Source organism: Novosphingobium piscinae (genome assembly GCF_014230355.1).
GTDB classification, from domain to species: domain Bacteria; phylum Pseudomonadota; class Alphaproteobacteria; order Sphingomonadales; family Sphingomonadaceae; genus Novosphingobium; species Novosphingobium piscinae.
Map to the genome: position 1 here is coordinate 26084 of NZ_JACLAX010000009.1, position 13302 is coordinate 39385.

Genomic DNA, 13302 nt, shown 5'->3' on the forward strand with positions numbered 1-13302 from the left:
ATTCCCAAGTCGGCGAAAATCTGAATCTATGGCGCTCTGGCATTGGAGTACGGGACCATGGGTTCAGCGATCGGCTTGCGGGAGGATTTCGACGGGCCTGCCCTACGGCGATTGTCAAGAACGACGAAAAGCGCGAACCAAGCGCGTCGGCTGTTGGCTTTGGCCGAGATTTACGACGGCGGTAGCCGGAGTGCGGCGGCCCGGATCGGCGGCGTCGGGCTTCAGATCGTGCGGGACTGGGTTATCCGGTTCAATGCCCGTGGTCCCGATGGACTTCTGGATGGCAAGGCGCCCGGCCCCCGTTCGCGGTTGAACGATGTGCAGCGGCAGGCACTGGTCGATGTTGTCGAACGCGGTCCGATCCCGGCGATCCACGGGGTGGTGCGCTGGCGGCTGATCGACGTGGCCCAGTGGCTCCATGACGAATTTGCCGTCTCGCTCGACGAGACCAAAATCAGCCGCGAGTTGAAGAAGCAGGGCTACGTGAAGCTGACCGCGCGGCCTCGACATCATGCCCAGAACGAGCATGCGATGGAGGCCTTCAAAAAGGGGGCTTCGCTGCCGAGCTGGCAATGGTCCGAGCAAGCCTCCCGAGGGGGACGCCCGTAGAAATCTGGTTCCAGGATGAAGCCCGCGTCGGCCAGAAGAACAAGATCACGCGGCGCTGGGCGAGGCGCGGGACAAGGCCCTCGGCGCCGAAGGACCAGCGGACGAAATCGGCCTACATCTTCGGCGCGATCTGCCCGGAACTTGGCAAGGGCGCCGGGCTCGTCCTACCCTTCTGCAATACCGAAACCATGGCTTTGCACCTCGCCGAAATATCCCTTGCCGTCGCGCCGGGTGCCCATGCCGTTGTCCTGATGGATCAGGCCGGATGGCACACGACCGGCAAGCTCGAGGTGCCCGCCAGCATCAGCATCATCCCGCTGCCGGCCAAGTGCCCCGAGCTCAACCCGGTCGAGAACGTCTGGCAGTTCATGCGCGACAACTGGCCGTCAAACCGGGTCTTCACATCCTACGACAACATCATTGACCGCTGCTGCGAGGCTTGGAACAAGCTCATCGATCAGCCATGGCGCATCTTGACAATCGGTCGCCGGAAATGGGCGCGTGGGTCATGATCAATGCAGGTTGGTATAAGCGGTTTTGCTTCAGAGAAAATGATTGAAAAGCATATTTATTGGCGACTCTTCCGACTCCTGCTTTCGTTGCCGCTTTCCCGTTTGAGCTCGCCGATCAGCCCGCTGCTTTCCATGATCAGCCTGCTGCGCTCCCGGCGGCGGAGCCCGAAGCCGTCTGCCCCGACCACGGCATCGCAGCGGCCGGTCTCGCCGGTGTTGAGGTCACCGTCACGCCATCGTTCTCTTGCGCCAGGTCCGTGACCTTGCCCCCGAGGCGAACCCTGTCGGTCGCCGGCGTCATGACTTGCTGGCGCTAGGCGCCATCGCTGCGATAGTCCTTTTAGCGGAACGTGACCCTGGTCTCGTCGAGGGCAATACGCCGCCGGTTGGAGATCGCGATATTGTGGGTGTAGCGCGACAGATAGGCTAGCAACGCCTGAGGCCCAGCGAACGGAGGCTTGGCGTAGATCACCCAAGACTTCATCCGGATCCAAGATAGCTGCCGCAGGAAAGCTTTGCGCTTTGCTCAGCATCGCGTCCGCCGCCGCGCGGAAATGGAGGTCAACCGCCAAGGATTAAGCCTATTCACGAAGGCTTAAGCGCCCGCCCTTCTATCGACGTTCGGTTTGCCGCACGGGAAGTGCACTTCGTCTCGAAGGGGCGAAATGTGGGGGTACTTTTGGGGGTATCGCTATGCTTTGGCTGCAGCAAGCAAGCTAAAACAACGTTTTAGTGCGATTTTCTCGATCCCTCCTCCGCTACCACCATGGCAGGCACCTGAAAAAGCGGTGCAAAATCCGAGAGCGGAACCCCAGGATATCGAGGTTCGCCTTTCAAGGCAGCGGGTGACCCGCTGGAATCACACGATTATCAGTCACTGGAGTTGGTCGCCGGCAGCGTCGGGCGTCAGCCAGGGTGAATGCCTTGGTGGGCTTCGGGGGCTATCGCGGACCGGCTGCGACAGTCTTGTCGTCGGGAAGGGTAGGGCGCGCATCCGCCATCGGCAGTGGCCCCGCGCGGCGCATCCTCGGTCGTTGCGGGAACGCCGGCAAGGCATCCGGATGCCGACCGGGCCGCGCCTTGTCCGCAGGTTCCGTCAGCGCATTTAATCAGCCATAATGCGGCCATGATCGCTTTTGGCCCGATGAGTGTGACGCTGCTGCTGTGTTCGGTGCAGGGCCTCATGCTGGCGGCGCTCTTGTGGCGGTCCCGGTTCAATCGAGCCGCTGGCCGGTGGTTGGCGCTGCTGATCATCGCGGTGGCCGCGCTGATCACGCCTTACACCATCGGCTATGCCGGGTTTTATGACAGGTGGCCGTGGCTCAGCTTTGCGCCGCTGTCCTTCACGCTGGCATTCGGGCCGCTGCTCTATGGCTATACCGCGGCGCTGATCGGCCTGCCCGTGCCCCGCGCCTGGCCCCATTTCGTGCCGGTTACGGTGCAGTTCCTGGCCTATGCGCTGGTGTTTCCCTTCCCGCTGTCGACCAAGAACTGGTGGAACACCATCATTCACGCGCCGATCATCGATCCCGCGTTCGATATCGCCGCGCTGGTCAGCATTGCCGCTTACAGCGCGGCGGCCTGGCGCGCCTATCGCGGGTATCGCCGGTGGCTTGATCAGAATCGCACCGACGGTGTCGATTTCGATCCCGTCTGGATCCGCAACTTTCTGGCTGCGCTCTTGCTGGCCCTGTTGGTCTGGGCAGGATTCCTGATCGCCAAGCAAATCGATCCGACCCGCGATTACTTCGACCAGTTTCCGCTGTACGTCGGGTTTTCTGGGCTGGTGATCTATCTCGGGATCGGGGGCTGGCGACATTCGGCAACGCCGTTCCCGTCCATGGAGGCTGGCCCGTTGCCCGAGGAGGCCGAGCCGCCCGACATGGCCGCAGCCGCCACGCCGTCCCGCGATTGGGCGCAGCAGGGCCAGGCATGGCTGGCCCGGATCGATAACGAAGCCTTGTGGCGCGATCCGGCTCTGACGCTTGCGGGGCTGGCGCGGATACTCGGGACGAACACCACCTATCTGTCGCGCGGGCTTGGCGCGGCGGCGGGCGAGAACTTCAACGCGGTCATCAACCGTCGCCGCGTGGCAGAGCTGCAAACCCTGCTCCAAGCGCCGGGCGAAGCCCGCGATCTGCTTGCGCTCGCGTTCGCGGTTGGCTTCAATTCCAAGGCCAGTTTCAACCGCGCGTTCAAGGAGTTTGCCGGAATGAGCCCGAGCTCATGGCGGCTCAAATCACAAAAATTGCAGATGGCCTGACCATTGAGGCGCGCATGACGCGTGCCTCGTCCAGACCGAGGTGGTGACCGATCCAACCGGAGCCATCCCGATGAAACGCTTCACCCTCAGAGCCGCGGCAGCGCTAGTCGCCATTTTGTTTGCACCGCTTGCCGTGTCCGCAGCGCCCACCGCGGCCGAGGCTGACGGGCCGGCCTCGCCGCGCTATGCCCCGCGCATCCTTTCGGCCGAGCAGGCCACCCGCGATGTGGCCCTGTTGCGGCGCGCTCTGGAAACCGTGCACCCCGGGCTCTACCGCTACGCCGCCAAGACCGAGCTCGACGCGGCCTTCGCCCGGCTCGAGGCCGTTGCCGCCGCGCCCGTCAGCGAACTTGCCCTCCACGCCGGAATCGCCCGTCTGCTCGCCGCGATCCACTGCGATCACACCAAGGCGGAAATGTCGGAAGGATTGACCGCCTATCGCACCGGCAACCCCACCCACCTGCCGCTCCGCTTCCAGCTGATCGAGGGGCGCATGATCGTGCTGTCGAACGATGGGCAGGCCGGCGCTCCGCCGGTCGGCAGCGAGATCCTCGCCATCAACGGCATGGCGGTGCCTGTGCTGCTGCTCAAGCTGGCGCCGCTGGTATCCTATGATGGCACCACCGACCAGGCGATCGCCGCCAAGCTGGCAGACGACAGCGACCTGATGGGCGATGATTTCAACGAGAACTATCCCGCGCTGTTCGGCTTTCCCGATAGCTGGCGGATCGAATGGAAACCGGTTGGCGGGCAGCAGGCCGCCACTGCCACGCTGCGGCCGATCCGGTTCGCGCAGTGGACGACGCTGGCCGGCCCGGGCGCCAGGTATCGCAGCGAATTCTACAACGCGGTCACCTGGCGGATCAGCGGCAAGGCCGCGCGGCTCGGCATCGACACCTTCGTCAACTATCGCAACCCGGTGCAGGCCACCGCCTTTCTTGGCGGGTTCTTCGCCGCGATGAAGGAGGCCGGGACCGAGCACCTGATCCTCGATCTGCGCAACAACGGCGGCGGGTCGGAAGATGTCTCGGTGGCGCTGGGGCGCTACCTGATTGGCCGGCCCTTCACCTGGTCGCTGCCGGTTCGCTACAAGGCGGTGCGCTATGGGGATTTGCCCCAGTATTTCGAGACCTGGGGCAACCGCGAGGCCCGCTTCAACCCACCGCTCGCCGCTTTCACCCGAACCGCCGATGGCTGGTATGATCGCATCCCGGTGCTGAGCGGGACGCAGGTGAGCGACGGTGACACCACCTTCGAGCAGCAGCCCATCGCCGCGCTCGGCTTCACCGGGCGGATCACGATCATCAGCGGCCCGCGCAACGGATCGGGTGCAACGCGGACGATTGCCCAGTTGAGGGAGAAGGCCGGCGCTGCGGTGATCGGCGAGGATAGCGCCGGAAGCGCCGAAGGGCCGACCTCGGGCAGCATCTTTCTGATGACGCTGCCCGCCAGCGGGATCAGGGTGCGCATCCCCGAAGCCTGGAACCGCACCGCCATCGCCAACTTCGTGCCGGGCAAGGGCGTGGCGGTGGATCAGTTGGTCGTCCCCACGCTCGCAGATCTCGAGGCGGGCCGTGACCGTGCGATCAGCGTCGCGCAGGGCCTGCTGCCCGCCCGCAGCATGACGGCTGAACGTCTTTCCGGAGCATTTGCGGGCACGTGGACCGGTACGCTCGACTACCGCGACTACGGCGACGACACCCGCACAACCTTGCCCGCGGTGATGCAGGGCGATGGCTTGACGCTGTCTTGGACCTTTGCCGACGGGCTGGGCAAAACGGTCCGCTCGTCAGAGACTTGGGCCGTCGATCCTGCGGGACAGCGCGTGACGATCTCTGGCGGTGATAGCGTGCCAAGCCTGTGGCGGGTGGCCGAAGCGCGCGCCTCGGCGGATGGCTCCTCGCTGACCATCGTGCTTGACGGAACAGGGGCGGAAAATGGCCGCACGGTCATGGCCCGCAAGGTCCTCACCCGCGACGGCAACCGCCTGCGCATCACGAAACAGACCCGCGTGGCCGGAGAGCCGTTCATCATGCGCCAGAGCTACGAGTTGCACCGGTGACGCCGGCCGGGCCAACGGGTGATCCGCTCGATGCGCATTGCTCATTCGCACGCCGTTCCGGTCCGCCGTGGAGCCATCGCGCGCTCAGGCCCCGCGCGAGGTCCTCATGCCCTTGGCCATCGCCGCCAGCGCGTCGCGCCGGGGCATCGTCGTCAGCTGCTCGAACAGCCTGCGGTAGTGATCGCTGCTGATCAGGATTGGCCCGTCAGCCAGGCCGGCAAGGGCCTGCTCGGCGACCGCGTCGGGCTGGTCCATGTGCTGGACGGTCGATGGATCATAGCCGCCCCTGGCGGCGCCTTCGGTCGCGGTGGCGCCGGGGCAGAGCGTGAGCACGTCGATGCCGTCGTTGCGCAGTTCGGCCCACAAGGCTTCACCCAGCGCCTTCACCAACGCCTTGGTGGCGGAATAGGCCCCGGAGTAGGGGCAGCCGATCAGACCTTCGACCGAGCTGGTGAGGATGATGCCGCCGCGGCCCCGGGCCCGCAGCCGGGGGATGAAGGCGCGGGTGAGTTGCAGGGGTGCATGGCAGTTGACCATCAGCAGTTCGGTCAGGGCTGCGGGATCGTTGCCGGCATGGTCGCCTTTCAGGCTGAAGCCGGCATTGCTGACCACAAGGCCGATATCGAGCGCCGCCGTCGCTTCGGCGACCTGCTGCGGACCATCGGTCGCCGCCAGATCGGCCTGGAGCACGGTCACCCCCACACCGTGGACGGCGGCCAGCTGACTGGCCAGGGCCTCCAGTCGATCGCGCCGCCGGGCGACCAGCACGAGGTCCAGACCACGGGCGGCCAGCCGCTGCGCGAAGGCCGCGCCGATGCCCGAGGAGGCGCCGGTGACCAGCGCCACCGGCCCATAACGCCGGGCGCAGTCCGGCCCCGCACCCGCAGCATCGACGGCGACTGCCCCGTTCATGCTGCGGCGTCCCGGGCCGACCGCGCCGCTGCCAACAGGTCGCGCGTCGCGCGGACGCATCGGCCGAGCCGCTCCTTCGCCCCCATTCCGGCCCGGGCCTCGGCCCGCAGCGGCACCTCCAGGGCATAGATCCGCTCGGGCGGCAGCACCGCCAGCAGCTCGGCCAGTCTCAGTTCGCCCTCGCCGGGCACCATGCGCTGGAACATCGATTCCTCGAAGTAACTCGCGAAGCGCGGCTGGAGCGGCGCATCGCTGACCTGGACATAGTCGATCAGCGCCGGATCGAGCGCGGCCAGATCCGCCGCGGTCGCGCCGGCGCGGCCGAGGTGCATCGTATCGATCAGCAGCCGGAAGTCCGGCCGGCCGACGTGCGCCACGGCCGCCAGCGCCGTCGGGAGATCGGCCACGGTCAGCGAGGGGGCCAGTTCGGTGGTGGTCACCATGCCCCGTTCGGCAGACAGTTCGGCCAGTACGGCGAACTGGTCGAACGTGCGGGCGCGGTCCGGGTCCATGCTGACCGTGTTGATGCGCTGGACGCCCAACTCGCCAAACAGGTCGAGATCCGCGCGATAGTCGCGCGCGTCGACGCCGGGGCGGATGGTGCAGCCTTCACCCAGCGAGATGGAGACGCCGGTATCCCGCATCGCGGCGATCATGTCGCGGCGCAGCCGGGCATCGTCGCGCAGGGAATAGGGCGCATGGTCCTCCACCCCGAAATCGAAGCTGGTGAGCCCGGTGGAGATATGCTGGCAGCCGAGCTCCGCCGCCAGGGCGACGAAGTCCACCGGCGGCATGCCGAAGACGCTGATCGCCTCGATCCCGATGCTGGTCATGGCTGGTCCGATCCTGCTTGCGTTGGGCTTGGCCGTTGCTCCGGCGGTTCTAGAAGGACACGCAGACCTTCTGCGCTGCAAGGGCATTGCCGCCCATCGCCAGGGCCTCCGCAATCTGATCGATCTTGAACTCGTGCGTAACCAGCGAGGACAGATCCCAGCGTTGTGAGCGCATCATCGCCAGGATGTCGATCAGGGCATCCTCGGTCGACAGGGTGCCGCATCCGCCAATGCGCCAGTTGCTGTAGCACAGGCCGAGCAGATCGAGCGGGACGGGCGCGTGGTGAACCCCCACGATGGCGAGCGACGCCTCCCGGCCGGCGAGCATCGCGAAATGGTCGATCGCGGCCCTGGCCCCGATCGCGTCGACGTAGAGCTGAGCGGCGCAGCGTTCGCCGAGAAAGCTCGTGGTAGTGCCGAACTCCGCAAGGGCGCGGGCCTTGAGGTCTTCATTCGCCGGGTCGCAGGTGAGCAGGCCGAACCCGCGCGCATGGGCAAGGCGCGTGGCGGACAGGTCGACGACCATCACCTGTTCGCAGCCATACCAGCGCAGCATGATCGCCGTGGCCATGCCGATGATGCCAGCCCCGAACACGATCGCCGACTTGCCGGCACCGGGCGCCAGGCTGTGCGCGGCCCGGGTGCCGATGACGAAGGGCTCCACCAGAACCGCGGTGCGCACCGGAATGGCCTTGTCGATCGGCAGCACGCTGTAGCCCACCTCGCACTGCGGGATGCGGACGTACTCGGAAAAGCCGCCCACCGTGGCCATGCGTCGCATGTCGCGCAGGGCCTTGCCCTGGTTGACGAAGACATGGTCGCCGATCGCCAGGCCGCTGACCTTGGCGCCGATCTCGACCACCTCGCTCAGGGCTTCGTGGCCGAACTCGTGATCCGCCCAGATCATGTTGGCATCGCCGCCCTGGCGAAAGGCCGATACGTCCGACCCGCAGACCCCGGTCAGCAGGTTGCGGACGATCACGTCGTGCTCGCCGCACTGCGGGTAGGGCAGGTCGACCACATCAACCCGGCCGATGCCGCGGTAGATCGCGGCTTTGTAGGTTCGCTGGCCCAAGGCATTCTCCCGCAAGCGCGCTGGCGGGCGGTCGTGGTGCCACCCGCTGCCATGCCGGTGGTGGGGCAGCGACGATGCTGCGGGCAAGCGTGATCGCGTAGGAGATCCGGCCGTCGCTATCGAAAAGCGGACCCGGCACCTGGCGCTAGGCGTTGCTCCGGCGGAACAGGCTGGGGGGCATCCCGTGCGCGCGGCGGAAGGCGAAGGAGAAGCTGGACGGTGAGCCGAAGCCGAGCGCGTAGGCCACCGCCTTGACGCTCTGGCCCTGGGCCAGCGCCGCCCGCGCAGCCTGCATCCGCACCGCGGCCACGTGGTCGCCCAGGGTCGTGCCAGTGCTGGCGCGGAAGGCGCGGGACAGGTGCCGGACCGAAAGCCCGCACAGCCGCGCAAGCTCCACCAGCGTCGGGGGTGGCCCGGCCTGGCGGATGCGGTCCTCGATCAGCCGCAGCCGCCGGGGCGAAAGCGGATCGGTCCCGGCCGGCGCGGCGAGCTGCCGGTAATGGCGCTCGAGCAGCACGGCGATCTCCACTGCCAGCGCCTCGATGATCAGGGCCGTGCCGAACCCGGGGGCGCGCGCCTCGCGGGCGGCACGCATCAGCAGCTCGCCCACCGGCCCGCTCGGCACGTCGAGGCTGGCTTCGAGGCGGCGGTCGGACCACTCGACCGGCGCGTCGAGCCAGGCCTCCATGCGACCGACCGGGAGCTGGCAGATCACCGCGTCCTGATGGCCCAGCCCGTTACGCACCAGCATGGTCTCGTCCGGCGGCAGGACGAAGAGGCGTCCGACGGGCTCGTAGCGATGCGCGGCCCACCGGTCGGTGAACCGCACGGCGGTGCCCGGCAAGCGCGGATCGAGGCTGAGGTCGAGCCGGTACGCGCCTGCTTCGCGGAGCTGCCGATAGCCCGACCGCACCAGATCGAGCGACAGAAGCCGGACCGAGGCCGACGGCAGGCACAGTTCCGCCGTGACGGCCGCGCGTCCAATCGGGGCGGGTGAACCTTGCATGACCTCACCATAACCGAACTTGCCGCGGCTGTTGACTGCCGATGTGCGGCGCCGGGGCCCATGGTTGGTGGTGCGGGCAGGGCGCTCCGATCAGGGGCAGGACAGCAACGCCTTGTCCAGCGGATCGACGATGTCGGCCCGGTCGGAGGCGGTCAGCCCGAACTGCCGGCCGTAGGCCTGCCACGCCGCCAGCGCGGCCCTCGTGCCCTGGCAGCCGGCCGCCTTGCCCGAGGTGCGGGCGAGCAGCTCCACGCGTGTGGCTAGGGCTCGGGCGCGGTTCCGTGCGATCGTCAGATCATCGGGATAGCGCCGCGCCAGGTCGTCGTTCATGCGCGTGATGTCGGCGGACAGGGCCAGAGCGTCGGCGCCGCGTCCTGCCGCGGCGAGGACCATGGCACGATCCCCCTCGAGCGAGAGCAGATTGACGAAGGTTCCGGTATCCTCCGGATCGCGCTGGACCATGCGGCGGTAGAGGCGGCTGCCTTCCGTCAGCAAGGCCAGGGCGCGCCCATAGTCCCTGGGCACGTTGGTGCTGGCTTGTGCAGTGATCATCAGCGCGGCGACATAAGCCCTGACGAAGGTCAAGGTATCGGGATGCTTGACGATCAGCGGCCTTAGCACCCCGACGGCAGTTGTCCCATGGGCGGCTGACTGCGCGAAATCATTGTCGTAGAAGGCCGCCTCGGCAAGCAGGCGATAGGCCAGCCCCAGTTCGCGGACGAGATCGTCGGTCATCTGCCGATGCTCCATCCGCGCTCTGGCCGCGGCGATCTCCGAAGTCAGCAGCGCGATCGCCTGCTTCGGCTGGTTCAGCCAGGTATAGGCGTCGGCGCGGCAATCGCGCGCCGTCCAGACCACATCGCGCGCCGCTGCGCCGGGCATGGCGGCCAGCAGGTCCTCGGCAGACTGGGCGAAGCGGATCGCGGCTTCGACGCCGTGCTCGGTGTAGATGCTGCGGGCACAGCGCTGGGCGCGCAGCGCGGCGAGTGCCATGCGGATATCGGCGCGGTCGGGAAACCGCTGCAGCGCGTCGCCCAGAACGGCATCGGCGCGCGCGAGGTTCTGGCCCGCCAGCTTGCTGAGTTGCAGGTTGGGTCCGCCGCGCCGGCCCGCCTGGACAACGGCGAGCCGGGTAAAGCCCTGTCCGATATCGAGGGCCAGGTCCGCTGACGGGGTGCGGTCGGCGGCCAGGCTGTTGAGATAGGCCTGGCTCTTGTCGAGCAGGGCCAGCCTGACCTTGAGGGTGCCGGGAACCCGGGCGAGACCGTCGAACTGGTCATAGAGCATGTACCGCGCCAGACTGCGCACCTCGGCGAAGCGGTGTTCGGCCTGGGCCTGGGCCTGTTCGGCGCGGATGTAGAGGACGCTGGTCACGCTGGCGGTCAGCGCCAGCAGGGCAATGCCCACGGCAAGTGCGCGGTTGCGGCGCAGGACCATCGCGCCCGCGCGCAAACGTCCCGGCGGCCGCGCCTGCACCGGCTCGTGCCGCTGCCAGCGATCGAGTTCCGCGATCAACTCGCTGACCGCGCCGTACCGCGCGGACGGTTCGGGGGCTGCGGCCCGGCTTGCTACCGCGCGGAGATCCTCGTTCACCCCGTCCACGCCCGCAATCAGCTGCCCGAGCAACACGCCGAGCGCATAGACATCATCGCTGGGCGTCGCCCGGGCGCCAGACTGCCGGGCCGGGCTGGAATAGCCGGGGGTATGCGCCATGCCGGGCAGGGTGCTCTCGTCGCCCACCAGCCGGGCAATGCCGAAGTCGAGCAGTTTGACCCCGAACCCCTCGGCCACGACGACGTTGCTGGGCTTGACGTCGGCATGCACCACCAGCTCGCGGTGGGCATGCTCCAGCGCGGTGCAGGCATCGCGGAACAACGCGAGCCGCTCGGCCAGGGCCAGCCCGCGCCGCGTGGCATGGTCGGTGATCGGCGCGCCCCGGATCAGTTCCATGATGATATAGGGCGAGCCGTCCGCGCTCACCCCGCCATCGAGCAGATGGGCGATATGCGGATGATGCAACCGCGCCAGGATCCGCCGCTCGGTGGCGAACTGCGCCAGGGTCGCGTCCGAGAAGATCGTGCGGCGGATCACCTTGATCGCCACTTCCTGATCGAACAGCCCATCGTCGCGGGCGGCGCGATAGACCAGCCCCATGCCGCCCCGGCCGATCTCCTCGATGATCCGGTAGCTGCCGATGCGGGTGGGAGACGGGGCATCATCGACCAGCGCGATCGGTGCGGGTGGCAGCGTCGGCAGCAGGGCCGCGGCGGCGTCGGCCTCGAGCATGGCCAGGACCGCGGCAAGGACCTCGGGTTCGCTGGCCAGCAGCGCGCTCAGCCGCTCGCGTCGGGCCGGAGGCGGCCAGTCGAGCGCCGTTTCGAAGAGCTTCATCACCCGCTGTTCGGTGGGGATGTCCACCGGTCAGTCGCTGCCGTTCAGTTCTTTGATCAGCCAGGCCCGGGCGGTCCGCCAGCGGCGCTGCACGGTGCTCTCCGACAGGTCGAGCGCCGCGGCGATCTCGGGCAGGGTCATGCCGGCGAAGAAGCGCAGCTCGACGATCCGGGCCCCCTCGGGCTCGATCCGCGCCAGCCGTTCGAGCGACAGGTCGAACAGCTCCAGGTCGAAGCTCCCCGCCAGACCTTCAGCCTCGGGCCACAAGGTCACCACGGTGCCGCGCTTGGCGGCGTGGTGCTTGCGGACCTCGTCGATCAGCGTGTTCCGCATGACCCGGGCGGCCAGCGACAGCAGATGCGTCCGGTCGGTCACGGCAATGGCGGATCCGCCGAGGAGGCGCACGATGGCCTCGTGGACCAGATCGGTCGGTTGCAGGCGCAAGCGATGGCTGTCGCCGCTGAGGATGCGCCGCGCCACGCGCCGGAACTCGGTGTAGTAGAGCCCCAGCAGCCGGTCGCGGGCGGCGATGTCGCCGCGCGAGAAGTCGGTCCAGAGCCGGGCCAGCTCGGACATCGGCAGGGACTGGTCCGTGCTAGCGCTCATGCTGGGGGTCCATGCCGTGAGAAAGCCGCAAAGCGCGGTGCGATGCAACCGGAATGGATGATACTTTGGCAGATCGCCCGCGCCATCTGTCCAAACGCCGACTGTCCCGCTTCGGGGCAGGTTCTCGCGGTCGGCAACTTTTTCGCCGGGCCGTGACCGGATTCGCGGAGCAATTCCGCTCCTCCCAATGACGGCACAGTTCTGCCGTTAGTGGGCATCGCCCCGCCGCGCACCCCGAAGCCGTCCCCCTGCCGAAGGTTTCGGCAGGCACCGGGCCCGGCCAGCAGAAAAGGATTGGTGATGAAGATGACCAAAGTGACGAGAGCGACCCTCGCGGTGTTCGCCACGTTGATGTCGGGAGCGGCGCAGGCCGCCACGGTGTTCGAATCGTTTCCAAACTATGCGGCATCGGGCGACACCCCGCTCAACTTCTGCTCGAGCTGCACTGGCGCTGGCGCGATTTTCGTCAGTTTCAACCTTGCCGCGGCGCAGACGCTCGACAAGTCGTTCGTCCTGGTCTCGACCCTGGCCAGCCAGGCGGACCAGGCCGCCAATCCGATGACGATCAGCATTTTCACCGATGGCGGCGATGATCTGCCCAGCGGGGGTTCCAGCGGCGCGATCGTCAATCCGTTCCTGTCGCAGGGCTTTACCAACCCGACCAGCGTGGTTCCTGGTGGAGCCCGCACCGACGGCTATGCGAACTATGTCGCCGAGTTCGCCCTGCCGAACTGGAACCTGGCAGCCGGAAAGTACTGGATCCGCTTTGCCGGCTTTTCCAATCTGATCCCGCTGTTTCCGACGGCCACTCCGGCGAACAGTCGCGCGGTGGGGACCGACTTTCTGCTGGAAGGCCGGGCGATCACCTTGAACCCGCCTGCTCTCAGCGCGGGTTTCTCGCTCAATGGCGTCTCCAGCAGCGTAGCCGGTGCGGTGCCCGAGCCGTCCACCTGGTTGACCATGATCGGCGGCTTCGCGCTGATCGGCATGGCCATGCGGCGCCAGCGCATGGCTCTGGCCTGCGGGTGAGGTC

Annotated in this window: 10 protein-coding genes and 1 pseudogene; 4 read left to right on the forward strand and 7 right to left on the reverse strand. The window is 67.4% G+C overall.

Annotated features, from left to right (window positions below; all coding sequences use genetic code 11):
• The first annotated feature begins 57 nt into the window (after nucleotides 1-57).
• Nucleotides 58-1121 (forward strand): IS630 family transposase gene (locus tag H7F53_RS10350; protein ID WP_185679410.1). Its coding sequence is split into 2 segments (ribosomal slippage): nucleotides 58-549 and nucleotides 552-1121, totalling 1062 coding nucleotides; the frame shifts between segments, so codons are not numbered across the junction.
• A 343-nt stretch (nucleotides 1122-1464) separates the two neighbouring features.
• Here H7F53_RS10350 and H7F53_RS10355 read toward each other — a convergent pair.
• Nucleotides 1465-1641: pseudogene (locus H7F53_RS10355) on the reverse strand (transposase); the annotation flags it as partial.
• A gap of 606 nt (nucleotides 1642-2247) precedes the next feature.
• Here H7F53_RS10355 and H7F53_RS10360 point away from each other — a divergent pair.
• Complete coding sequence (locus tag H7F53_RS10360) at nucleotides 2248-3384, forward strand: helix-turn-helix domain-containing protein (protein WP_185679411.1); 1137 nt, start codon at nucleotides 2248-2250, stop codon at nucleotides 3382-3384.
• 133 nt (nucleotides 3385-3517) lie between these two features.
• Nucleotides 3518-5446, forward strand: coding sequence for a S41 family peptidase (locus tag H7F53_RS10365; protein ID WP_185679412.1), 1929 nt, complete (start codon nucleotides 3518-3520; stop codon nucleotides 5444-5446).
• 84 nt (nucleotides 5447-5530) lie between these two features.
• Here the strand turns inward: H7F53_RS10365 and H7F53_RS10370 are convergent, their stop codons facing one another.
• The 6 genes from H7F53_RS10370 to H7F53_RS10395 form a co-directional block, all read right to left on the reverse strand.
• Complete coding sequence (locus H7F53_RS10370) at nucleotides 5531-6358, reverse strand: SDR family NAD(P)-dependent oxidoreductase (RefSeq protein ID WP_185679413.1); 828 nt, start codon at nucleotides 6356-6358, stop codon at nucleotides 5531-5533.
• Nucleotides 6355-7191, reverse strand: coding sequence for a sugar phosphate isomerase/epimerase family protein (locus H7F53_RS10375; RefSeq protein WP_185679414.1), 837 nt, complete (start codon nucleotides 7189-7191; stop codon nucleotides 6355-6357). The genes H7F53_RS10370 and H7F53_RS10375 overlap by 4 nt, the downstream gene beginning before the upstream one ends.
• A 49-nt stretch (nucleotides 7192-7240) precedes the next feature.
• Nucleotides 7241-8266 carry a zinc-dependent alcohol dehydrogenase gene (locus tag H7F53_RS10380; protein WP_185679415.1) on the reverse strand — a complete coding sequence of 342 codons (1026 nt, stop codon included), beginning with the start codon at nucleotides 8264-8266 and terminating at the stop codon, nucleotides 7241-7243.
• Nucleotides 8267-8411: 145 nt separating this feature from the next.
• The gene (locus H7F53_RS10385; RefSeq protein WP_185679416.1) at nucleotides 8412-9272 is read right to left on the reverse strand and encodes a helix-turn-helix transcriptional regulator; all 861 of its coding nucleotides are present in this window, start codon (nucleotides 9270-9272) and stop codon (nucleotides 8412-8414) included.
• 90 nt (nucleotides 9273-9362) lie between these two features.
• Complete coding sequence (locus tag H7F53_RS10390; RefSeq protein ID WP_185679417.1) at nucleotides 9363-11663, reverse strand: serine/threonine-protein kinase; 2301 nt, start codon at nucleotides 11661-11663, stop codon at nucleotides 9363-9365.
• Between the two features lie 30 nt (nucleotides 11664-11693).
• The gene (locus H7F53_RS10395; RefSeq protein WP_185679418.1) at nucleotides 11694-12269 is read right to left on the reverse strand and encodes an ECF-type sigma factor; all 576 of its coding nucleotides are present in this window, start codon (nucleotides 12267-12269) and stop codon (nucleotides 11694-11696) included.
• A 300-nt stretch (nucleotides 12270-12569) separates the two neighbouring features.
• Between H7F53_RS10395 and H7F53_RS10400 the strand changes: the two genes are divergently transcribed.
• Nucleotides 12570-13298 carry a PEPxxWA-CTERM sorting domain-containing protein gene (locus H7F53_RS10400; RefSeq protein ID WP_185679419.1) on the forward strand — a complete coding sequence of 243 codons (729 nt, stop codon included), beginning with the start codon at nucleotides 12570-12572 and terminating at the stop codon, nucleotides 13296-13298.
• The last annotated feature ends 4 nt before the right edge of the window (nucleotides 13299-13302 follow it).